The organism is uncultured Shimia sp. (assembly GCF_913054185.1).
Taxonomy (GTDB): domain Bacteria; phylum Pseudomonadota; class Alphaproteobacteria; order Rhodobacterales; family Rhodobacteraceae; genus Shimia.
The window spans coordinates 1-20597 of sequence record NZ_CAJXIV010000076.1; the positions used below are offsets into that span (position 1 = coordinate 1).

Below are 20597 nucleotides of genomic sequence, written 5' to 3' on the forward strand. Positions count from 1 at the left end.
GGTGGAACCGGGCGCGCCGGTGCCGGTGATTGTCACGCTGTCGTCGCCGGTGCCGCCTACCAAACGTGGCACATCGGCGTCGTCTACTGTTGGCGTGATTGTGGTGTCGCCGTCGTTCCCATCCGGATCGCCGTCGTCGCCATCATCACCGTCGTCCCCATCATCATCGTCGCTTCCGTCGCCATCCGAACCGTCGCCGTCATTATCACTTCCGGTTCCGTCATCCCCGTCGCCAAGCGTAGAAGCCACGGCTGCGGCGCCGCCAACACCCAGAAGACCGGGGACCAAACCTGCGATCGGAGCTACAAGAGGGGCCACAACCGGCTCCACGCGTTCCAGATCAAGGAAAGCCAGCTGGTCGTACTCGCTCCATTTGTCGGTCATGGAGGCGGTGTCATACTGAGCAAAGTATTGGTCGTTGATCGGGTCACCCAATTCGACAATCTGTACCTGACCGTCTTTGGACAGCAGCAATTCACGCTCATCGCCGGAGAAGTAATTCTCAAGCGTAATGGTTTCGCCGCTCACCAAGTGAATCACCAGATCACCGCCGTCATTCACGTAGCCGGCGACTTCTGAGGGGGAGAGGTTCAGGGAGATTTGCGAGGCTTGCTGGACTGCAACAACACCATTGGCTGCTTCTGCTGTTTGACCGCGTACAACAACTCCGTCCGTACCGCGGACGGCATAACTAAAACTACTCATGTATTTACCGCTCTAGGTTGATCGGGCTTTTGCCCTTGTTTGATTTGTTAAGACTATAAATGTGACGGGTGCGTAAGCCAATCACTTTTTTGCCACATTTGTATAAAACTAAGGGAATTCGTAGTTTTTGGACAACGGTTTTGACTGATATTTGTAAGCAGATGCCATTGTTGCGAATTCCTGTGGGAATCTAGTGGTTGCGCTCAAGCATTAGTGGGTGCGTTAGGTGTAGCACACATCAATTGTGGCAGATTTTGGGTGGTGATTAAAATTTAGGCGGTGATGCCGAGGGGGACATTAAATCTCCTTTAGGTTGATTGAGTCAGTCGGACCTGGCATTGATGGAGGGCGCAGTCCGGCGCCGATACGTGGGTGTTTTGGTTTTTCTGTTTCCGTGCGTGTTGCGCTGGCAAGTGGCGGATATCGGCGAAAAGAAGCCGATTGAGGGGTTGCGACAAAAGCGTTTCCACCTCTTGATTTCTATGAGGTTGAAATTCCTCGGGAAACGAGAAAAACGGCAGTATTTTCCCCTTAGTTGCGCCGGGAGATCCCGCCAAAAAACTGCGAATTTGTGACATTGTGCAAAAAGGTGCTTATTATCGGCTAATATCAGCCGGTTGACGGGTTTGTCATTTGGACGTGAGCGGCCTAGACCGCAACGGGTCAACTGTTGGCTTGCGCTGTGAGTGGCGTGAGCAGAAAGCGAAAGATCAATTTGTGTCAGCAGTTGGCTAATGAGTGGATACCTGAGGTTGGCTGGTCGTGCAGAAAATTTCAGGTGATTGGCAAACCCCCAAATCGAACAAGGGGGTAAATGGAGACAGATGATGGTTGGAATAAAACACTCTGTATGGGCCGCCCCAGCGGCTTTGATTGTTGGCAGTGTGGCGATGACGTCAGCGGCGTCGGCGCAGGAGGGCTTCCGGTTTTATGGCTCCCTGAACGGCGCAGTGACCAGTGTTGATGATGGCGTTGAGCGTCGCAATGAGTTCAGTGACAACAGCAACGCCCCAAGCCGGATTGGCGCCTGGTATGAGATGGGCACCGGTAGCGGGACTCTAAAGTTCAACTTTGAAACCGCCTTGGGTCTTCGGGGAACGTCGAGCTTGAGCATGACGTCCAGTGACGATTTCTTTGATTGGGATAAGACCGACATTCGTAAGTTTGAAGCGATTTATGAGACGGATCGCTTTGGGACGTTTTATCTGGGGCAGGGGTCTATGGCGGCGGATGGTATTTCCGGCGGCACTGACCTGTCTGGCACAGATTTGTCCGGTACGGTTGCCGTGGCCGATACCGCAGGCGGTTTTGCCTTCCAGCCAAGGTCTGGCAGCACCACACCTGGTCCATCCATTGGTGATGTGTTCAAAGACTTTGATGGCGGCCGCAAAGGCCGTGTGCGCTATGACACACCAAGTTTTGGTGGATTTGTTGTCTCTGCATCGGCAGGTACAGAGATCCTGAAAGACAATGATGACACCAATTTCTATGATGTCGCGTTGCGTTATGGTGCGGATCTTGGTGACACAACGTTGCGGGCGACCTTGTCCTATGCGGAAACAGACGGTGCGTCAGATGACTCCAAGTCGGTGGTTGGGTCTGTTGGTGCGTTGCACAATCCAACCGGCATCAGTGGGACTGTGACGCTTGGCCAGAACGATCGGGATAGTGGCCGCAAGAGTGACTATGTGTATGCAAAGCTGGGCTATCAGCGCGATTGGTTCAGCTTTGGTCGCACCCACCTGTCGGTTGACGCATATCGCGGCAACGACATGGTTGAGGTTACTGGGGACAAATCGGTCAGCTATGGCTTTGAGGCGGTACAGAAGCTCGACAATGCCAATATGGATTTGTTCTTCAGCTACCACCAGCACAGCTATGACGTGAACACCGGCACCGTCTACAATGACGTTGACGCCTATATGCTTGGGGCGCGCTGGCACTTCTGATCTGATAGGATGGAAAAATCATCAAAAGGCGGCCCTTGGGTCGCCTTTTTTGTATGAGCGCAGCGGTGGTCACTTGGGGACTGTTGAGGCGGGTAAGGATGTGATCCGGCAAGTATTCTTGATGGCTGGGTTACGGGATTGTTTGAATGGGGCTTCAGATCCTGTGTTTTGAGGGCAAATGACCCTTGCGCCGCACCGCAGGGAGCACTAGAAGAGCACAAATTTTTCTCGACTGCGCGCGGACTCATTGTGTCGCGCGCCGCTACTTATGGGGATTCCCGATGCAGGTTACTGAAACGCTGAACGAAGGTCTGAAACGCGGCTACACCATCAAGGTGGAAGCAGCTGAATTGACCGCGACTGTGAACGACAAGCTGAAAGAAGCACAGCCGGAAATCGAAATGAAAGGTTTCCGCAAAGGCAAAGTGCCTATGCCGCTTCTGAAAAAACAGTATGGCGAGCGTCTGCTGGGTGAAGCAATGCAGGAAACCATCGACGGTGCGATGAACAAGCACTTCGAAGAGTCCGGTGACCGCCCTGCGATGCAGCCAAAAGTCGAGATGAAAGACGGCGAAAACTGGAAAGAAGGCGACGACGTTGAAGTCGAGATGTCCTATGAGGCACTGCCAGAAATTCCAGACGTTGACCTGAAAGGCATCAAGCTGGAAAAAATGGTTGTGAAAGCAGCCGAAGCGGATGTTGACGAAGCGCTGGCCAACCTGGCTGAAACCGCGCAGGATTTCAAAGCCCGCAAGAAAGGCTCCAAAGCCAAAGACGGCGACCAGGTTGTCATGGACTTCGTGGGCCGCATCGACGGCGAAGCGTTTGACGGCGGTGCCGGCGAAGACTTCCCACTGGTGCTGGGCTCCGGTCAGTTCATCCCAGGCTTTGAAGAGCAGCTGGTTGGCGTGAAAGCCGAAGAAGAAAAAGACGTGACCGTAAACTTCCCAGAAGAGTACGGCGCTGAAAACCTGGCTGGCAAAGAGGCTGTGTTCTCTTGCGTCATCAAAGACGTGAAAGAGCCGGTTGCTGCGGAAATCAACGACGAGCTGGCCACCAAATTTGGTGCCGAAGACCTGGCTGGTCTGAAGACTCAGGTGACTGAGCGTCTGGAAGCGGAATATGCTGGCGCAGCACGTGCTGTAACCAAGCGTGGCCTGTTGGACGCGCTGGACAAGCTGGTTTCTTTCGAGCTGCCACCAAGCCTGGTTGAAGCTGAAGCTGGCCAGATTGCACACCAGCTGTGGCACGAAGAAAACCCTGAGGTGGAAGGCCACGACCACCCAGAAATCGAGCCAACTGATGAGCACAACGCACTGGCCGAGCGCCGCGTACGTCTGGGCCTGCTGCTGGCAGAACTGGGTCAGAAAGCCGAGGTTGAAGTGACCGACGCTGAGATGACCCAAGCGATCATGAACCAGGCACGTCAGTACCCGGGTCAAGAGCGTCAGTTCTTTGAATTTGTTCAGCAGAACCAGCAGATGCAGCAGCAGATGCGCGCGCCGATCTTTGAGGACAAAGTTGTCGACTATGTCTTTGAACTGGCTGAGATGACAGACAAAGAGGTCTCCAAAGACGACCTGCAAAAAGCCGTAGAGGCACTGGACGAAGAATAAGTCCAACCCCCGTTAACGGGACAGTGAGAGGCCGCTCCAGTTTGGGGCGGCCTTTTTTGTTGTGCCGCCGAAGTGACGGGGCGGCAGAGTTGACCTGTTTGCGCTGTGTGCTTTGCTGCGTTTCAAGCTGAGGAGGAGCACCTATGGGATACACAACATTCGACAAGGCCGGCTACGAGGCATTCAAAGCCAATGACCGGGAGGGGCCGGTGCACATGCTGAATCTTGTCAAGCTGCGCGCAAAGGCAGAGTATGCCGACGGGCGCGAGGTGACCGGGGCGGAGGCTTATGCGGCTTATGGGCGCGAGAGCATGGCAACATTTGCCAAGCTCGGTGGTAAGATCATCTGGCGCGGTGACATGGAGCAGATGCTGATTGGGCCGGAGAAACAATGGGATTTGTGCTTCATTGCCGAGTATCCCAGCGTGGCGGCGTTTACCTCCATGCATAAGTATCCGGAGTACCGCGCGGCCGTGGAACATCGGCAGGCTGCGGTGGAGGACAGTCGATTGATCCGAATGGCCCCCAAAGATTTGGGCGGGAACTTCGGCGCATAAAAAAAGCCCCGGCGAAAAGTCCGGGGCTTTTGCGTGGATGAGGGGGGTTAGTGTCCGCCGGAGAAAACCAAAACCCGAAACGGCATCAGGATGGCTCGGAAGCGCAAGATCAAGGCGTGCGCGTAGCCAACCGTGTCGATCACATGCAGGGCGACAAACTCTCCAGTGCCAATGTCAGGATCCTGCAACCGTTCGTGGTTGCTGGTGTAGGCGTTGACTTCACATTGGCTCCCTGGAGGAAGGTGATCGGCGCCGCCTTCATAGAGCGGTTCCAAAAATGCGACGACGGTGCCGGGACGTTTGTTGTCCTGTGGGTCGCGCAGGTTGTCACTGGGGCGGATTTGACCCGCGGGAATGACGTCTTGAACCGCGACAATCACCATAGGTGTGACGCGCATCGGGCTGGACAGGCACGACATTTCGGCCAGCATGCCGGGGTGCAAAATTTGCGCGGTCAGCTGACCAAAACCTGCCTGAAACCGGCCACGCCCACTGTGCGATGGCACCAGAATGCCTGCGGGGCGCAGGATTGGGTTGATATAGTCGCCAACTTGCAAGCCAAACTGTTCAACACGACCGTCTTCGCCGGCGTAGACAATGGTTTTGGCCAGCTCAACCTCAGCCTGATGCAAGGCGGCTTCAGCGCTGTCGTGTTGAGCTGGGATTTGGGTTTCCAGCCGGTGTTTGACGGATTCTACAGCAGAGTGGGCGGAGTCCACGGCTGCCAGACGTTCTTGAATCAGATTTTCAAGGCGTTCCACTTCGCGCACAGTCACAGCCGGAGAGTTTTCCTGATACAGCGTGTTTTTACGCTCAAACTCGTCTTTGGTTTGTTCAAACGCGGCTTCGGAGGCATCCAGATTGGCTTCCGCGACGCGCAGGTCATCGGTGGTCAGAAGTTCTGCGGCGTCCACCTCGTAGATCGCTGCCCGTGCGGTGGCGACCGCAGCGCGCTGGCTGCTGTCATCGAGTTTGAAAATTGGATCTCCGGCTTTGACCGATTGATTGTTCTTGACCATGACATCCGCCACGCGGCCCGGCGTTTCAGAGAGCAGCGTGACCGTGCGGAAGTAGGAGGAGACGCTGGTTGTGGACGGGTGGAAGTAGAAGATCAGCGTGATCAGGCTGACGGTGAGGATGAAACAAGCGCTGAGCCCGTAGCGAAGCTCGTACCACATTGAAAACAAAGTGATATCCTTGCCAAGATGTTTGCCCTGCCAGAAGCGGCGGAACAGATAGTCGGGCAGAATGGTCAGCATAGAGCAGGCGAGGAATTCAAGCATCGATCACGCCTCCGCTTCTTTGTTGGGGGCGGGCCTGTCGACCTCAATTGCTTCGGCAGCCACCGAAGCATTGTCATCTGGAACCGCAGGGCTTCTTCGGTCCGAAGGCGATTGTTTGAGTGCCTCTAGTGCAGCGGCAATGCGCCCCAAGGGTGTCTCGTAGTCCGGGATTTGGATGAGTGCAATCATCAGCGCGGCCACCCAGTATAGATTGTTGTGGGTGAACAAGGCGATCAAGGCGAGCACGCCGACAATCTGCAACTGGTTTGCACCGACCTGATGGGCAAGCTTTTCCGGCAGGGAGTGCAGATGTAGGAAAAATGTAACGGCGAGGAAGACCACAACAACGACAAAAATGGCGACGTTGGTCATCATTGGATCGGCCCCGGTGGCGTCGGAAATGAAACTGGGGAGGTGAGACGGGGCCAAGGGATGGAGGCCGGCGGCGGATTCTGTCGACACGGATGGTCCTTAATTGAAGGGGTACAATTAAGGGCAGATTACCGTTGCGCAGTTCACATGCCAAGGTGGCTCATGGGGCGAGGCCGGTTTCTTTCAACAATCCCGCACGCTTGGCTTCCGGATAGTACCCTTTGGCGTAGAGGAACACCGATCGGTCATAGTTGCCTTTGGCCACCATGTAAGCGCCACGCAGGTATTTTACGGCGTAGGTGAGGTTGGTTTCCGCGTCCAGTAGGCCCTGGCGGCCGCCTTTGTAGCCCATGCCGCGCGCTGTGGGCAGTTGGATTTGCATCAAGCCAATGTTGGGACCGTTGGTGGCCCAGGGACGGTGAGTGCTTTCGCGGATGATCACACGGTGAACCAGATCACGTGGCACTTCGTAGTGGTCAGCCCATTTGTTGATCAGAGCCCGAAGCTCCGGTGTTTCGTTGGGATAAAGCGGCGGATCAAAGGGCTTGGCCTCTGGCTCAGATCGGCCACAGGTGGCAAGCGGAAGGCTGGCCAGCATCGCGAAAAGGGTACGGCGGGTAAACAAACGGGACATGAGGCCTCCACTACATTGGTTGGCGTCAGTATGGCTTTTGCGATGAGGAAGGGAAAGTCTCCGCGCAAGATGCGCGGTATCTTGCGGATGCGCAAAGAAAAAGCCGCGCCCAGGTGCACCCGGACGCGGCTCTGCGAATTCTTCGCGGTGAAGGCCTTACTGCTCTTCGGCAGGCGCTTCTTCAGCTTCGGCCGCAGCAGGAGCGAAATCGTCGTCGTCGTCAGACGCTGCAGCACCGATATCGTCGAACAGTTCGGCGATTTCGAATTCTGCTTCAGCTTCTGCTTCCGCGGCCAGTTCCTGAATGGACTTGCCGGAGGCCTGAAGCTCAGCTTCTTCCTCAGAGCGCGCCACATTCATGTCGATGGTCACGTCGACCTCTGGGTGCAGCAGTACGTGTACTGTGTGCAGGCCCAGGTCTTTGATCGGCTTGGCCAGAACAACCTGTTTCTTGTCAACGGTGAAACCAGCGGCTGTGGCTGCATCAGCGGCGTCACGCGGGGTGACGGAGCCGTACAGGGCACCAGCGTCAGACGCGGAGCGAATCACAATGAACTGCTGTCCATTGAGTTTCTCTGCCATCGCTTCGGCTTCTTTTTTGGTTTCCAGGTTGTTCGCTTCGAGTTGCGCTTTTTGCGCTTCGAAGGAGGCGATGTTCGCTTTGGAGGCGGTCAGCGCTTTGCCTTGGGGAAGAAGGAAGTTACGAGCAAAGCCCGGCTTCACGTCAACAACTTCACCCATTTGGCCCAGCTTGGCCACACGTTCCAGAAGGATAACTTGCATGTCAGTCTCTCCTTACTTCACGGCGTATGGAAGCAGTGCGAGGAAGCGCGCGCGTTTGATTGCACGGCTCAGCTCACGCTGTTTCTTGGCGGACACGGCTGTGATGCGCGAAGGCACAATCTTGCCACGCTCAGAGATGTAGCGTTGCAGCAGCTTGGTGTCTTTATAGTCGATCTTCGGCGCGTTCTCACCCGAGAAAGGGCAGACTTTGCGACGGCGGAAAAATGGTTTTGCAGCCATAACTTAATGTCCTCTCTTAAGGTGATTAGTTGCGGCGTTCGCGACGGTTGTCACGCTCGTCACGTTTCTGCATCTGGATCGACGGACCTTCAGGGTGCTCGTCAACTTTGATGGTCAAAACGCGCATTACGTCATCATGCAAGCGCATCAGGCGTTCCATTTCCTGAACCGCGGCGGATGGCGCGTCGGTCTTCAGGAAGGCGTAGTGGCCTTTGCGGTTCTTGTTGATTTTGTAGGCCATGGTTTTGACGCCCCAGTACTCGGACTCAACAACGGACCCGCCGTTGTCAGCCACAACAGTGCTGAAGTGTTCCACGAGGCTTTCGGCTTGCGCGTTGGACAGGTCCTGGCGCGAGATGAAAACATGCTCATACAGTGGCATGTGCTCTCCATTCAATTATAGGCGCATTTCAAAGAGCGGGGTTTCTCAGTCCTTCTGCCCCCACCCACGAGAGACTGCGCGGTTCAAGCTTTTGCAAAAGGATGGCGCTGTATAGCCGAATTTGGGGGGAGCGCAAGCCTTGTGTGTAAGGTTAACCAAGGTTTTTGCGCGGGTCTGTGATGGCGCAAAAACGCCAACACAACAAGGGCAATGGGCACGAGGATTTCGTTAATCCGCCGCATTCCTGCCCGATTTCACACCGAAGGTCTGAGCAACCGGTGGAGAAGCCGTTGAGATAAGGGCCCAAAAGGGGCAATTAGGAGAGTGGGATTATGGTGGCGCTGACCAATTTTGCAAATGAGACACGGTCTTGTGTGACACGGGTTGAGGGCAAGCGCCCGTCGCTGTCCGTGCGCGCCTCGTCGATGGTGTTTGGCTGTGCGTTTATCACGGCCGGGGTGGGGCTTTGGTTGATGCCGGGCCCGGACCTGACACCGGCGATCCTTTTGGCCAAGATGGGTGTGTCGATCCTTTTGGTGACCGGCGGCGTGGGCATGACTCAGGTTGCCACCGATAAGCCGCGCAAAGAACTGCACTTTGACGAACGCAACGAGCAACTGCTGGTCTACGAAGGTTTGCCACGTGGGCGCAAGCATGTGCTGCAGGCGATCAACTATGATGAGATTGGCCGCGTGGATGTCAGCGATTCCTCTCTGATGGTGATGGATACGGCAGGCGACGCCATGGTGACGTTGCCGATCGATGGCAATCACGCGAGATTGGATGCCATTGCACAGTTGCGCAGCCAGTCAATTTTGCCAAGCTGAGCAAAAACCTGCGCAACCGAGACTGAAGGCCGCCGATTGTGCGGCCTTTTTGCTGGGTGATCACGCGATTGTTCACGGATGCACAGAATATGTGGGTTTACTGCGAATTGCCGCACAGCGTTGAATGGGCACATTGGTTCCATCAGAAATTAATCTTGTCTTCAGGAGACGCCCAATGAAACGCACCCTTCTTGCCGCTGGCCTTGCCTTTGCTGCTGCTTCCGCTTCCCCAGCTTTTGCGGCGCCGGAAAAATACATGCTGGATTCCGGCCACAGCCAAATCCTGTTTTCTTACAATCACCTGGGATACTCCACGACCTGGGGTCTGTTCTCCGGCTTTGAAGGCGAGATCATGTTTGATCAGGAGGATCCAGCCAACAGCTCTGTGGCTGTGTCTATGCCGGTGAAATCCATGTGGACCGGTTGGGAAAAGCGCGACGCGCACCTGATGAGCCCGGATTTCTTTGACGCCAGCGACGATGAGTTGGTGAGCTTCACCTCCACCAGCATTGAAGTGACCGGTGACACCACCGCGAACATCACCGGTGATCTGACCATCAACGGTGTGACCAAGTCGGTTGTGCTGGACGCGCAGCTGAACACTGCGAGCGAACACCCAATGGCGAAAAAACCTTGGGCGGGTTTCAACGCCACCACCACATTGAAGCGCACCGAGTTTGATGTGGGCAACTTTGCGCCATATGTAAGCGACGAAGTCACTGTGCAGATTTCTGTAGAGGCAATGAAGGCTGAGTAAGCCCAACGCCCATCACTCACGGAGAAGGGTCGCCCGGTTGGGCGGCCCTTTTTTGTTTAATCAAGGGCGTTCAAAGGCTGCAGGTCTAAGCGCATCTACGAAGCTTTGATGCGCGCGCTTGTGACCACTGTGATAGAGCGTGGTGTTTTGTTCTCGGGTTTGCGCGATGAGAAACCGCCCATTCTGAAACGCAAAGGTAAAAGCGAGTACGCCTTGTGCGCCAGCTTGAACCACAACATGTCCCCCCTGAAATTCGCCAATTGACGATTCTGTAGACGAAAGTAACGTCGCGTTGAGGCCGCTATAGGTTGTTTTACTGCGAATAAAAGCGGTCATGTCAGCCAGCGTGAGGTCTTCATTGCCCCAATGTTGTAAGACACTGAACTCGGCTTGGATTTGATCATGAATGAAGGTCGGGCGCGCCCCATTTGTCATGTCCAATTGCGGCAGGCGAGACCAGTGGGATGGCAACGCGCAAACTTTTCCGTGCTTGCCTGCATCGGTACAGATTTCGCCTCCTGCATCGTCGAACCGCCAGAAACCGTCATCGTAAATAAGTACGGGCTGGTCGTCGACGCGGGCCTCACCGATGAGTTCGCGGGCAGAGAGTTGCGTAGCGGCCAGAAGAACCAAAAATGGGAGAGCGTAGATTTTCATGTTCGGTGATTTCCTGCGTGTGAACCTTCGTGAGATACACGATCGCATAGCATGAAAAAAACCTCTAGGAGGTCTCTTCGTCTTTGGTCCGCTGCGACACCCGCTCCCGATTTGCACATTGAAAAGGGCCGGTGCATTGGTGCACCGGCCCTCATCTGGTTGAATTCAATAAACTGCGTCGCTTACTCGCCACGTGTGGCCGTCAGCGCCACATTCACATCCACACCGAAACCTAGCGAGCTTTCATCGGTCATGTCGTCGCCCACATGGAACGCGCGGCGGTCCAGCGACACGGTGCCAGTCATCTCAGCGGTGTCGCCATCCAGCGCCAGCTCAAAGGGCAGGTCGATGGGGGTCGCGTGGCCGTTGATGGTCAGCGTACCTTTGGCGAGATAGCCGGTGTCTGCGGGCAGGAGGTCGGCGGTATAGGTCGCCGTTGGGAAGGCGGTGGCATTGAGGTAGTCTGCCCCTAGGGCTTGGTCGGTGACAGAGCCAAGCGTCAGTGTGCCGATGTTGATGGTCACCGCGACCGTGCCGTGTTTGCCGTCGGTTGGCTCTTCGGAGAAGGCAATCTCGGCAGTCCAATCGGAGAATTCACCAGTCACTTCCGCGCCAAATTGCTGCACTGCGATTTGCAACGTGCCGGATTGCACCTGCCACTCGGAAGAGACTTCGGCGAGCGCGGCGGTGTCGGTACGTTCTTCGGAGGTGAAAAGGCCCGCATTGGCGCCAATCACAAGAGCGACGGCCCAGACGGCGACGGCGGTCATTGCCGGGAAAACATGGCCGGGCTGTTTCACTGGCGGTTCAGGCAAGTCGGTGTGGCCAGGCAACATGCGTTGCAGGGTTTTGTCGCGGTCGATGACGAAGTGCTTCAACGCGCCGCCGATGTGGGCCAGCAGGGTCAGGACCAGCACAATCATGAAGAGGAAGTGCGCTCCGCCAAGGATGGCTGCGATGGTCGGGTCTTTGGGCACAAAGAACAGGGACTGGCCAAAGGGCCACCAGATTGGTGCAAATCCGGTGGTCGCGGCATGGTGTGTCCAGCCGGTGAGCGGGACAAGCACCATGGAGCCGTACAGCACCCAGTGGGCCGTTTCCGCGGCCCAGGCTTCCAATCCGTGATCGCCGTTGAGCAGTTTGGGGCGCGGCTGGGTGAAGGCCCAGAGGATGCGCAGAAGTGCAGTGAAAAAGGCGGTGAGGCCCACGGTTTTATGCACGGAGAAAAGCGTGGCTTTGAACGCCAGTTGGGCACTGTCGTCATAAGGGGCGCGGTAGGCGATGAAGCCCAAGATCAGCGCGGACAGAATCAGCAAGGCCGTGAGCCAGTGGAAGGTTTTGGCGACGGAGCCGTAGCGGAGAGCAGTGTTGCTGCGGGACATGAGAAACCTCTTGGAAATGTTGGGTTGAGATTGGGGGGTGTCGCCACGCAAAGCAACTGGCGGTGGTGCACCCGAGTTGTGCATTGATGCGCAGAGATCTGCGGTTTGGGCGGATTTTTGCGCGTTCATGCGAAGGAAAGGGGCGGCGCGCGGAAGTCTATTGACGTTGCGTACGGGGGCTGTGCGCGTTATTCCGGGCGAAAGAAAAGATAGGGGAGCCGATCATGAGGCGTGCATTTGTATTTCCGGGGCAGGGTGCTCAGACCATTGGCATGGGCAAAGCCTTGGCCGATGCCTACCCAGAGGCCAAAGCAGTGTTTGACGAAGTTGACGCGGCTCTGGGGGAAAAACTCAGCACGTTGATTTGGGAAGGTGACCAGGACGAGTTGACCCTGACGCGCAATGCCCAGCCTGCGCTGATGACAACGTCGCTGGCGGCGATGAAAGCTCTGGAAGCGGAAGGTGTGACCATTGAGGCGGCGGCCTGTGTGGCCGGGCATTCACTTGGTGAATACTCTGCATTGGCGGCGGCTGGGGCTTTGAGCATTGCGGACGCGGCGCGTTTGTTGCGCACCCGTGGGGAAGCCATGCAGGCAGCCGTGCCAGTGGGCGTGGGCGCGATGGCGGCCATTCTGGGCCTGGATTTTGCCGCCGTGCAAGAGGTTGCTGAAGAGGCCGCACAGGGTGAAGTCTGTCAGGCGGCCAACGACAATGACCCAACCCAAGTTGTGGTGTCCGGTCACAAAGCAGCTGTGGAACGGGCTGCAGAGATTGCCAAAGCAAAAGGCGCACGCCGCGCTGTGATGTTGCCGGTGAGTGCGCCTTTCCACTGTGCGTTGATGCAGCCTGCTGCTGACGTCATGGAAACCGCGTTGGCAAGTGTTGATATAGCCAAGCCGGCAGTTCCGGTTGTGGCCAATGTGATTGCTGAGGGATTGAATGACCCAGGTGAAATTCGCAAGCTTCTGGTCGCTCAGGTAACAGGCTCTGTTCGCTGGCGCGAATCGGTACTGCACATGGGCACACATGACATCACCGAGTTCTGGGAAGTTGGTGCAGGCAAAGCGTTATCTGGCATGATCCGCAAAGTTGATCGCAGCAATGTGGTGCGCGCCGTGGGCACGCCTGAAGATATAAAGGCAGCGGTGGAGAGCCTGTCTTGATCCGACGCTTTGTTGCAGTTTGCGGTGTTGCGGCCCTTGGGGTGGCGGCACTTGCGGGCTGTGTGCAACTGGAGGTGGCCTACCTCAATGCGACGGATACCATTGAATTCGAAGCAGATGGTGGCGATTTGCTAGTGAATGGCACGTTGAACAGCCGCAGTTTGGTGGCATTTGAACAGGCCATGGCCGATCATCCCAATGTGACACGTTTGGTGTTGTTGGAAATTCCGGGGTCGGTTGATGATGAGGTCAATTTGCAATTGGGCCATCGGGTGCGGGACTTGGGGCTGGATACACATGTGACAGCAGAGAGTGAGATTCACTCCGGTGGGTCAGATCTGTTTTTGGCTGGAGTGCAGCGCAGCATGGAAAATGGTGCGGTCATCGGTGTTCACAGCTGGGCTGTCGGAAACCTTCAGGGGCGCGATCTGCCGAAATCGGATCCGGAACACGCGGGTTATGTGAGCTACACCAAGCGGATGCTGGGCAGTGATGCGTTTTACTGGTTCACCCTTGAGGCGGCGCCGGTGCAAGAAACACACGTGATGAGCGCCGCAGAGATTGAAAAATATGGGCTTTTGACACAGCCTGTTGTGAGAAACTGAGAGAGACAAATATGTTTGATCTGACTGGAAAAACCGCACTGGTCACCGGTGCATCAGGTGGCATTGGCGGCGCGATTGCAAAAACCTTGCACGCTGCGGGCGCAACCGTTGGCCTGTCTGGCACCCGTGTGGAGCCGCTTGAGGCATTGGCGGCTGAATTGGGTGAACGCGCACATGTGCTGCCCTGTAACCTGAGCGATGGTGAGGCGGTGGATGCACTGCCAAAGCAAGCGATTGCCGCCATGGGCAGCGTCGACATTCTGGTGAACAACGCCGGTATCACGCGGGACCAACTTTTCATGCGCATGTCTGACGATGAGTGGCAGAGTGTGATTGACGTGAACCTGACCAGCGCCATGCGCCTGTGTCGGGGAGTGATGCGTCCGATGATGAAAGCCCGTTGGGGTCGGATTATCAACGTGAGCTCGATTGTGGGCGCCACCGGCAACCCTGGTCAGGTGAACTACGCCGCCTCCAAGGCCGGCTTAGTTGGGATGACCAAATCCATTGCGTATGAAGTGGCCAGCCGTGGCATCACCGCCAACGCGGTTGCGCCGGGGTTCATTGCTACCGCGATGACCGACAAGCTGAACGACGATCAGAAAGAGACCATCAACAAGCAGATTCCTGCGGCGCGTATGGGGTCTGCGGAAGAGATCGCAGCGGCTGTTCTGTATTTGGCCAGCCCGGAAGCCGGTTATGTGACCGGGTCGACCTTGCATGTGAACGGTGGCATGGCCATGTTGTAAGCCTTCGCGGCGTCCGATAGGGCGCCGCAATTGTCGTCGGGGAAAGCGTTTGCGTTGTGAAGCGGATGTGTTATAGGCGGCGAGTATTTTCCGGGTGCCTTGAGGGGTGGACGGAGACCTTCCGGTTCAGCCGGAGCAAAACCGTCCCATTTATGGGGCACAAATCGAACCCGCCCGCGCGGGCGGGAATTCAAACGGGCCAAAATGCCCAATACGAATGAGGAATTGACATGAGCGACGTCGCAGACCGCGTAAAAAAGATCGTTGTAGAGCACCTGGGTGTGGAAGAAGACAAAGTTGTTGAAGCAGCTTCCTTCATTGACGATCTGGGCGCAGACAGCCTGGACACCGTGGAACTGGTTATGGCTTTTGAAGAAGAGTTCGGCATCGAGATCCCGGACGATGCAGCCGAAACCATCCAGACCTTTGGCGACGCCGTCAAGTTCATCTCCGAAGCTTCCTAAGCCGGAGATCCTGCAATTTGCAGGTGAGTAAGCGTTTCAAACGTCCGTCTCTTTGGTGAGGCGGGCGTTTTGCTTTGGCGGGGCAAGAAGCTACCGCTGAGAAAAGGCCTAAATCGGGCGCAGATGCGCGCAAGAGGCCAAGGTGTGGGTTGGCCGCTCTTGCCCCCTAGGGGTGAAGCGGGGTATGAACCCGCAAAAGACTTCTGAGGAAGGGCATAGAAAATGCGTCGTGTTGTTGTCACCGGGCTTGGGCTCGTCACTCCATTGGCTTCCGGTGTGGAAGAAAGCTGGACTCGTATTCTGGACGGTCAGTCCGGTGCGGGCACCATCACCCGATTCAATCCTGAACGGGTCACCACCAAATATGCGTGTGAAGTGCCGTATGGTGATGGCACCAATGGCACGTTCAATCCAGACGACTGGATGTTGCCAAAAGAGCGTCGCAAGGTTGACGACTTCATTTTGTATGGTGCTGCGGCTTCTCAGATGGCTGTGGAAGACAGTGGATGGATGCCTGAGGACACCGAGTCGCTTGAGCGCACTGGTGTGATGATTGGCTCTGGCATTGGCGGCTTGCAGTCGATCGAGCAAACCACGCTTCTGATGGCCGAAAAAGGCCCGCGTCGTGTGTCACCGTTCTTTATTCCTGGCGCGCTGATCAACTTGATTTCTGGTCAGGTGAGCATCAAATACGGCTTTAAAGGCCCTAACCACTCGGTTGTGACCGCCTGTTCCACCGGTGCGCACGCGATTGGTGATGCGGCCCGTTTGATTGCGTCCGATGACGCAGATGTGATGGTTGCGGGCGGTGGCGAAGCGGCAATCTGTGAAATTGGCATTGCAGGCTTCAATGCCTGTAAGGCGCTTTCCACAGGCTGCGCAGACGATCCAACCAAAGCCAGCCGTCCATATGATGCGGACCGTGACGGCTTTGTCATGGGCGAGGGTGCCGGTATTGTTGTGCTGGAAGAGTATGAGCACGCCAAAGCGCGCGGCGCAAAGATTTACGCTGAAGTACTGGGGTATGGCTTGTCCGGGGATGCTTATCACATCACGGCGCCAAGCGAGACTGGTGAAGGTGGCGAACGCTCTATGCGGGCTGCGCTGAAAAAGGCGGGTCTTGAGCCAAAAGACATCGACTACATCAATGCTCACGGCACCTCCACAATGGCAGATACCATCGAATTGGGTGCGGTGGAGCGTATGTTGGGCGAACACGCCAGCAAAGTGACCATGTCCTCAACTAAGTCGATGACCGGGCACCTGTTGGGCGCGGCGGGCGCGATTGAAGCGATTTTCTCGATCCTGGCGATCCGGGATCAGGTGGCACCGCCCACTATCAACCTCGACAACCAAGCTGTAGAAACCCCGCTTGATTTGGCGCCCAACAAAAAGGTGGAGCGTGAGATCAATGTGGCGTTGTCCAACAGCTTTGGCTTTGGCGGCACCAATGCGTCCGTGATCTTCGGAAAGGTCGATTAATGTGGCGCTCTGTTGCGTCTAACGCACTGACTTTCCTAATTGTGGCGCTCTTCCTTCTGGGGGGCGTCATCCTTTTTGGGCAATCGACTTATCGCGCAGAGGGCCCGTTGACCGAGCCTGTCTGTGTGCGGGTGCAGTCTGGCTCTAACATGAGCCGTGTGTCGCAAGACCTTGAAGGTAAAGGTGCAATTGCAAATGGAACTCTCTTCCGTTTGGGTGCGGATTACTCAGACAAGGCGGATAAACTCAAAGCCGGTGCGTTCCTGGTGCCAGCGGGTGCGTCGATGGAAGAGATTGTCGACATTGTCACCCGTGGCGGTGCGAGTACCTGTGGCACCGAGGTGGTTTACCGGATTGGTGTGACCCGCAAGACGGTGCAGGTGCGTGAGCTTGACCCAGCGACTGGCAGCTTTGTTGAAGTGGCGGCGTTTAGCCCGGCGGAAGACGAAACCCCTGCGGATTACACCCGTGTGCGCAACGAGGCGGACACGCGCTATCGCATTGCCGTGGCCGAAGGGGTGACCAGTTGGCAGGTGATGGACACGCTGAACAGCATTGAGCTGTTGAGTGGCGAGATTGAACGGCCAGATGAAGGTAGCCTTGCGCCGGACAGCTACGAGGTTCGGGTTGGAGACACACGGCAAAGCGTGATTGACCGGATGCAGGGCGCACAGGAAGTCCTCGTAGCGGCGGCCTGGGAGAGTCGGGCTGCGGACGTCCCATTGTTGTCGCCGTATGAGTTGCTCATCCTTGCGTCGATCATTGAGAAAGAAACCGGGGTGGCGGAAGAACGCCGTCAGGTGGCAAGTGTGTTCACCAACCGTTTGAACCGGGGCATGCGTTTGCAGACTGACCCAACCGTGATCTATGGCGTGACCGAAGGTGTCGGCGTTTTGGGTCGAGGGCTGCGTCAGAGTGAGTTGCGCCGCGAGACCCCATGGAACACCTATGTGATCGAAGGGCTGCCGCCGACGCCTATTGCTAACCCAGGCCGTGCAAGTCTGGAGGCGGCGGCCAACCCGGATACAACGCCTTACATCTTCTTCGTGGCGGATGGCACCGGGGGGCACGCGTTTGCTGAGACGCTGGCTGAGCACAACCAAAACGTGGCAGCCTGGCGCAAGATCGAGGCGGAACGGGCCAATCAATAGATTGGGCCAGAGTTTAAATACAAAATGCGGCGCTACTGGCGCCGCGTTTTTGTTTGAGCTGATGTGATTTCACCAGGCTTGGTCGGGCAACACCTCTGAGTGGACCTCAGGGGGCAATTGGAACGTCGAGCTGACGCTGTCAGACGCTGGTCCCGCTTGAACCGTGCCAAAGAAGCACGCCACAGCCAGCGACACTCTGATCGGCCAGGACGGCGTAGTATTGGCAGCAATACGCATCATAGTCCCCTTAAAATCATCAAAAATACACCACCACAGAAAGGTTTAGGTTTCGATAAGGGCGCAAATTGGGCGATAGAGGTCCGGTTTGGAAACACTGCGTTTCACCTGCATGCAACAGCCGAGGTCGGCCGGTTAACCAATTGAAAACTAACATAATATTGATTTTTATCAGGTTTTTGTGTTAGAGGTTGTTTGTATGGAGCACACGTAGGGCGGGTATTTTGATCCAATTCGGTTGGAGTGGCGTCAGGTGTGGCTTGTGCGGAGGGGCAACTGCGCATGAGAGGCAAAGAGCAACAATGACACAACATTTTACGCCTTCGGGTGGACGCGCGCTAGATCATGAACTGGACGCTTTGCAGCTGATGTTGCGGCGGGTGACTGGGGAATTGGAGCGGGTCAGGATCGCTTTGCATCGCGATGGTCCAGAGGCCACTGCGGCGGGAAGTCAGGTTTTGGCACAGGTGCGGCAGTGCATGCGATTGGCGCTATTGGTGGAGAGAGACATTGACCAGCGTTCCGCAACTAACAGTCCAGAAGGACATTCCCAACTTGACCTCGAAGCGGCGCGATCTTCGATCGGGCGCCGCTTGGATCGCCTCCGAACCGCACGCGGTTCAGAGTGAGTTTTTGGACAGTCTGACGGAAGGGGAGCTCTTGGCGCTCCCCTTTTTGTTTGAATTCTGGGCTTTGCCGCATCAGCTGCCGCCAGATGGCGATTGGAAGACTTGGGTGATCCTAGGCGGGCGTGGCGCGGGTAAGACACGGGCCGGGGCAGAATGGGTGCGCTCCATGGTTGAAGGCGCCAAACCGCAGGATTCTGGATGTGCACGACGGGTGGCCTTGGTGGGGGAAACCATCGATCAGGTGCGTGAGGTGATGATCTTTGGTGAGAGTGGCTTGATTGCCTGCGCGCCGCCGGATCGGCGTCCGGTTTGGGAGGCGGGACGGCGACGGTTGGTGTGGCCAAACGGGGCGGTGGCGCAGGCGTTTTCGGCGCATGATCCGGAGAGTTTACGGGGGCCACAGTTTGATGCCGCTTGGGTGGACGAGCTTGCGAAATGGCGGAACGGACAAGCGACATGGGACATGTTGCAGTTTGCGCTGCGACTGGGGGACAATCCACAACAGGTGGTGACCACAACGCCGCGCAACGTGGGTGTTTTAAAGCGGCTTCTGAAGGGCGAGAAAACAGTACAAACCAGCGCACCAACGCAGGCCAATCGCGCCAATCTGGCGGCAAGTTTCCTTGCAGAGGTGGAGGCCCGTTACGCAGGAACGCGACTGGGGCGCCAGGAGCTTGAGGGGGTCTTGATGGAGGACGCGGAGGGCGCGTTGTGGACCCGCGCGCAATTGGATGCGTTGCGGTGTGACGAGTTGCCGGAGATGGACCGGATTGTGGTGGCGGTGGACCCACCGGTGACTGGGCACGCGGGAAGCGATGAGTGTGGAATTGTTGTGGTTGGAGCGGTCACACAAGGCCCGGTGCAAGATTGGCGGGCGTATGTGCTTGATGACGCAACTGTGCGAGCGGCGACGCCTGATGCCTGGGCGCGGGTGGCGTTGACGGCAATGGAGAGCTGGGGCGCGGATCGGCTGGTGGCGGAGGTCAATCAGGGCGGGGATCTGGTGCAATCTGTGATCAACCAAGTGGATCCGCTGGTGCCTTATAGAGCGGTGCGGGCCAGCCGCGGGAAGGTGGCGCGGGCGGAGCCGGTGGCAGCGCTTTACGAACAGGGACGGGTGTTTCATCGGGCAGGGCTTGGGGATCTGGAAGATCAGATGTGTTTGATGACGGCGCAGGGCTTTGTCGGCTCAGGCAGTCCGGATCGGGTGGATGCGCTGGTCTGGGCCCTACATGAGTTGATTGTGGAACCGTCTGCGCATTGGCGTCGTCCGAGGCTGCGGGAGTTGTAAGGCAACACCGGCGCACGGTGGGAAAGGGTCAATTTAAGACAAAACCTTCAGAACTGGATGTGTCCAAAGCGGACGAACGAGATGAGCAGGTCGCCAAAGCGGCGGCACAGAGATCCGGGAGCGGCAGAGCATGCTAGGGAAGTTTTTGCAGAAGAAGGCCCCAGAGGCGGCACCTCAGGCAAAGGCCAGCGCGACAGGCAAGGTTGTGGCCTATCACAGTTCTGGTCGGGTGGCCTGGAGCCCGCGCGATACGGTGTCTTTGACCCGTACGGGGTTTGCGGCAAATCCGGTGGGGTTTCGTGTGGTACGTATGATTGCCGAAGCCGCGGCGGCGTTGCCGTTGGTGTTGCAGGATCATCGCCAACGGTTTGAGACACATCCGGTGTTGAAGTTGTTGACCGCGCCTAACGCGGCACAAGGACAAGCGGAGCTGTTTGAAGCGCTTTACGGGCAGGTGTTGCTGTCTGGTGATGGATATGTTGAGGCTGTGGGCGGTGATAGTGGCGCGCCCGTAGAGCTGCATGTGTTGCGCTCAGATCGGATGAGCGTGTTACCGGGCGCGGACGGGTGGCCCGTAGGCTATGAGTACGCGGTGGGTGCGCGCAAACACCGGTTTGCGGTGGGGGAGGTTTCTCCAATCTGCCACGTCAAGACATTCCACCCACAAGACGATCACTACGGG

Annotated in this window: 22 protein-coding genes; 13 read left to right on the plus strand and 9 right to left on the minus strand. The window is 56.8% G+C overall.

Features of this window, described 5'->3' with window-relative positions:
• The coding region (locus tag QZ517_RS14640; protein ID WP_294228146.1) for a BapA prefix-like domain-containing protein at nucleotides 1-705 on the minus strand (705 nt) is incomplete at its 3' end.
• A gap of 827 nt (nucleotides 706-1532) precedes the next feature.
• Here QZ517_RS14640 and QZ517_RS14645 point away from each other — a divergent pair.
• The 3 genes from QZ517_RS14645 (at nucleotide 1533) to QZ517_RS14655 (ending at nucleotide 4827) form a co-directional block, all read left to right on the plus strand.
• The gene (locus tag QZ517_RS14645; protein WP_294228147.1) at nucleotides 1533-2654 is read left to right on the plus strand and encodes a porin; all 1122 of its coding nucleotides are present in this window, start codon (nucleotides 1533-1535) and stop codon (nucleotides 2652-2654) included.
• Nucleotides 2655-2935: 281 nt separating this feature from the next.
• A complete protein-coding gene (gene tig / locus QZ517_RS14650; protein WP_294228149.1) occupies nucleotides 2936-4270 on the plus strand; it encodes a trigger factor in 1335 nt (444 codons plus the stop codon).
• Between the two features lie 143 nt (nucleotides 4271-4413).
• Nucleotides 4414-4827, plus strand: coding sequence for a DUF1330 domain-containing protein (locus tag QZ517_RS14655; protein WP_294228151.1), 414 nt, complete (start codon nucleotides 4414-4416; stop codon nucleotides 4825-4827).
• 47 nt (nucleotides 4828-4874) lie between these two features.
• Here QZ517_RS14655 and QZ517_RS14660 read toward each other — a convergent pair whose 3' ends face one another.
• From QZ517_RS14660 to rpsF, 6 genes are all read right to left on the minus strand, one after another.
• Complete coding sequence (locus QZ517_RS14660) at nucleotides 4875-6110, minus strand: biotin/lipoyl-binding protein (RefSeq protein WP_294228153.1); 1236 nt, start codon at nucleotides 6108-6110, stop codon at nucleotides 4875-4877.
• A gap of 3 nt (nucleotides 6111-6113) precedes the next feature.
• Nucleotides 6114-6572, minus strand: a complete 459-nt coding sequence (locus QZ517_RS14665) for a hypothetical protein (RefSeq protein WP_294228155.1) — start codon at nucleotides 6570-6572, stop codon at nucleotides 6114-6116.
• Nucleotides 6573-6642: 70 nt separating this feature from the next.
• Entirely contained in the window at nucleotides 6643-7116 is a 474-nt protein-coding gene (locus QZ517_RS14670; RefSeq protein ID WP_294228157.1) for a lytic transglycosylase domain-containing protein, read from the minus strand.
• Between the two features lie 156 nt (nucleotides 7117-7272).
• Nucleotides 7273-7899, minus strand: coding sequence for a 50S ribosomal protein L9 (gene rplI / locus QZ517_RS14675; RefSeq protein WP_294228160.1), 627 nt, complete (start codon nucleotides 7897-7899; stop codon nucleotides 7273-7275).
• A 12-nt stretch (nucleotides 7900-7911) separates the two neighbouring features.
• Entirely contained in the window at nucleotides 7912-8139 is a 228-nt protein-coding gene (gene rpsR / locus QZ517_RS14680; protein WP_081531369.1) for a 30S ribosomal protein S18, read from the minus strand.
• Between the two features lie 25 nt (nucleotides 8140-8164).
• Nucleotides 8165-8521 (minus strand): 30S ribosomal protein S6, encoded by a 357-nt coding sequence (rpsF, locus tag QZ517_RS14685; RefSeq protein WP_283425036.1) that lies wholly within the window; start codon nucleotides 8519-8521, stop codon nucleotides 8165-8167.
• Nucleotides 8522-8853: 332 nt separating this feature from the next.
• Here rpsF and QZ517_RS14690 point away from each other — a divergent pair, with 332 nt between their 5' ends.
• Together QZ517_RS14690 and QZ517_RS14695 are read left to right on the plus strand one after the other, a co-directional pair.
• Nucleotides 8854-9348 (plus strand): hypothetical protein, encoded by a 495-nt coding sequence (locus QZ517_RS14690; protein ID WP_294228166.1) that lies wholly within the window; start codon nucleotides 8854-8856, stop codon nucleotides 9346-9348.
• Nucleotides 9349-9523: 175 nt separating this feature from the next.
• Nucleotides 9524-10105: a YceI family protein gene (locus QZ517_RS14695; protein WP_294228168.1), complete on the plus strand. Its 582-nt coding sequence runs from the start codon at nucleotides 9524-9526 to the stop codon at nucleotides 10103-10105.
• Between the two features lie 60 nt (nucleotides 10106-10165).
• Here the strand turns inward: QZ517_RS14695 and QZ517_RS14700 are convergent, their stop codons facing one another.
• Complete coding sequence (locus QZ517_RS14700; protein ID WP_294228170.1) at nucleotides 10166-10762, minus strand: hypothetical protein; 597 nt, start codon at nucleotides 10760-10762, stop codon at nucleotides 10166-10168.
• Between the two features lie 182 nt (nucleotides 10763-10944).
• Nucleotides 10945-12144, minus strand: coding sequence for a cytochrome b/b6 domain-containing protein (locus QZ517_RS14705; protein WP_294228172.1), 1200 nt, complete (start codon nucleotides 12142-12144; stop codon nucleotides 10945-10947).
• 224 nt (nucleotides 12145-12368) lie between these two features.
• Between QZ517_RS14705 and fabD the strand changes: the two genes are divergently transcribed.
• The 8 genes from fabD to QZ517_RS14745 all read left to right on the plus strand — a co-directional run.
• Nucleotides 12369-13307 carry an ACP S-malonyltransferase gene (gene fabD, locus QZ517_RS14710; protein ID WP_294228174.1) on the plus strand — a complete coding sequence of 313 codons (939 nt, stop codon included), beginning with the start codon at nucleotides 12369-12371 and terminating at the stop codon, nucleotides 13305-13307.
• On the plus strand, nucleotides 13304-13912 hold the full coding sequence (locus QZ517_RS14715; RefSeq protein WP_294228176.1) for an alpha/beta hydrolase: 609 nt from the start codon (nucleotides 13304-13306) through the stop codon (nucleotides 13910-13912). The genes fabD and QZ517_RS14715 overlap by 4 nt, the downstream gene beginning before the upstream one ends.
• An 11-nt stretch (nucleotides 13913-13923) precedes the next feature.
• Nucleotides 13924-14661 carry a 3-oxoacyl-[acyl-carrier-protein] reductase gene (gene fabG / locus QZ517_RS14720; protein ID WP_294228178.1) on the plus strand — a complete coding sequence of 246 codons (738 nt, stop codon included), beginning with the start codon at nucleotides 13924-13926 and terminating at the stop codon, nucleotides 14659-14661.
• A gap of 230 nt (nucleotides 14662-14891) precedes the next feature.
• Nucleotides 14892-15125 carry an acyl carrier protein gene (locus QZ517_RS14725; protein ID WP_058240599.1) on the plus strand — a complete coding sequence of 78 codons (234 nt, stop codon included), beginning with the start codon at nucleotides 14892-14894 and terminating at the stop codon, nucleotides 15123-15125.
• A gap of 222 nt (nucleotides 15126-15347) precedes the next feature.
• On the plus strand, nucleotides 15348-16607 hold the full coding sequence (fabF, locus tag QZ517_RS14730; RefSeq protein ID WP_294228180.1) for a beta-ketoacyl-ACP synthase II: 1260 nt from the start codon (nucleotides 15348-15350) through the stop codon (nucleotides 16605-16607).
• Nucleotides 16607-17758: an endolytic transglycosylase MltG gene (mltG, locus tag QZ517_RS14735; RefSeq protein ID WP_294228182.1), complete on the plus strand. Its 1152-nt coding sequence runs from the start codon at nucleotides 16607-16609 to the stop codon at nucleotides 17756-17758. Before fabF ends, mltG begins: the two co-directional genes overlap by 1 nt.
• A 783-nt stretch (nucleotides 17759-18541) precedes the next feature.
• Nucleotides 18542-19915: a terminase family protein gene (locus tag QZ517_RS14740; RefSeq protein WP_294228186.1), complete on the plus strand. Its 1374-nt coding sequence runs from the start codon at nucleotides 18542-18544 to the stop codon at nucleotides 19913-19915.
• Between the two features lie 130 nt (nucleotides 19916-20045).
• A partial coding sequence (locus tag QZ517_RS14745; RefSeq protein WP_294228184.1) for a phage portal protein occupies nucleotides 20046-20597 on the plus strand: 552 nt, incomplete at its 3' end.

What these genes read in the sequence shown, in the direction of transcription:
- QZ517_RS14645 (WP_294228147.1), top strand. Translation starts at nt 1,533, where the DNA reads ATGGTTGGAATAAAACACTCTGTATGGGCCGCCCCAGCGGCTTTGATT.
- tig (WP_294228149.1), top strand. Translation starts at nt 2,936, where the DNA reads ATGCAGGTTACTGAAACGCTGAACGAAGGTCTGAAACGCGGCTACACC.
- QZ517_RS14655 (WP_294228151.1), top strand. Translation starts at nt 4,414, where the DNA reads ATGGGATACACAACATTCGACAAGGCCGGCTACGAGGCATTCAAAGCC.
- QZ517_RS14660 (WP_294228153.1), bottom strand. Translation starts at nt 6,110, where the DNA reads ATGCTTGAATTCCTCGCCTGCTCTATGCTGACCATTCTGCCCGACTAT.
- QZ517_RS14670 (WP_294228157.1), bottom strand. Translation starts at nt 7,116, where the DNA reads ATGTCCCGTTTGTTTACCCGCCGTACCCTTTTCGCGATGCTGGCCAGC.
- rplI (WP_294228160.1), bottom strand. Translation starts at nt 7,899, where the DNA reads ATGCAAGTTATCCTTCTGGAACGTGTGGCCAAGCTGGGCCAAATGGGT.
- rpsR (WP_081531369.1), bottom strand. Translation starts at nt 8,139, where the DNA reads ATGGCTGCAAAACCATTTTTCCGCCGTCGCAAAGTCTGCCCTTTCTCG.
- rpsF (WP_283425036.1), bottom strand. Translation starts at nt 8,521, where the DNA reads ATGCCACTGTATGAGCATGTTTTCATCTCGCGCCAGGACCTGTCCAAC.
- QZ517_RS14690 (WP_294228166.1), top strand. Translation starts at nt 8,854, where the DNA reads ATGGTGGCGCTGACCAATTTTGCAAATGAGACACGGTCTTGTGTGACA.
- QZ517_RS14695 (WP_294228168.1), top strand. Translation starts at nt 9,524, where the DNA reads ATGAAACGCACCCTTCTTGCCGCTGGCCTTGCCTTTGCTGCTGCTTCC.
- QZ517_RS14700 (WP_294228170.1), bottom strand. Translation starts at nt 10,762, where the DNA reads ATGAAAATCTACGCTCTCCCATTTTTGGTTCTTCTGGCCGCTACGCAA.
- QZ517_RS14705 (WP_294228172.1), bottom strand. Translation starts at nt 12,144, where the DNA reads ATGTCCCGCAGCAACACTGCTCTCCGCTACGGCTCCGTCGCCAAAACC.
- fabD (WP_294228174.1), top strand. Translation starts at nt 12,369, where the DNA reads ATGAGGCGTGCATTTGTATTTCCGGGGCAGGGTGCTCAGACCATTGGC.
- fabG (WP_294228178.1), top strand. Translation starts at nt 13,924, where the DNA reads ATGTTTGATCTGACTGGAAAAACCGCACTGGTCACCGGTGCATCAGGT.
- QZ517_RS14725 (WP_058240599.1), top strand. Translation starts at nt 14,892, where the DNA reads ATGAGCGACGTCGCAGACCGCGTAAAAAAGATCGTTGTAGAGCACCTG.
- fabF (WP_294228180.1), top strand. Translation starts at nt 15,348, where the DNA reads ATGCGTCGTGTTGTTGTCACCGGGCTTGGGCTCGTCACTCCATTGGCT.
- mltG (WP_294228182.1), top strand. Translation starts at nt 16,607, where the DNA reads ATGTGGCGCTCTGTTGCGTCTAACGCACTGACTTTCCTAATTGTGGCG.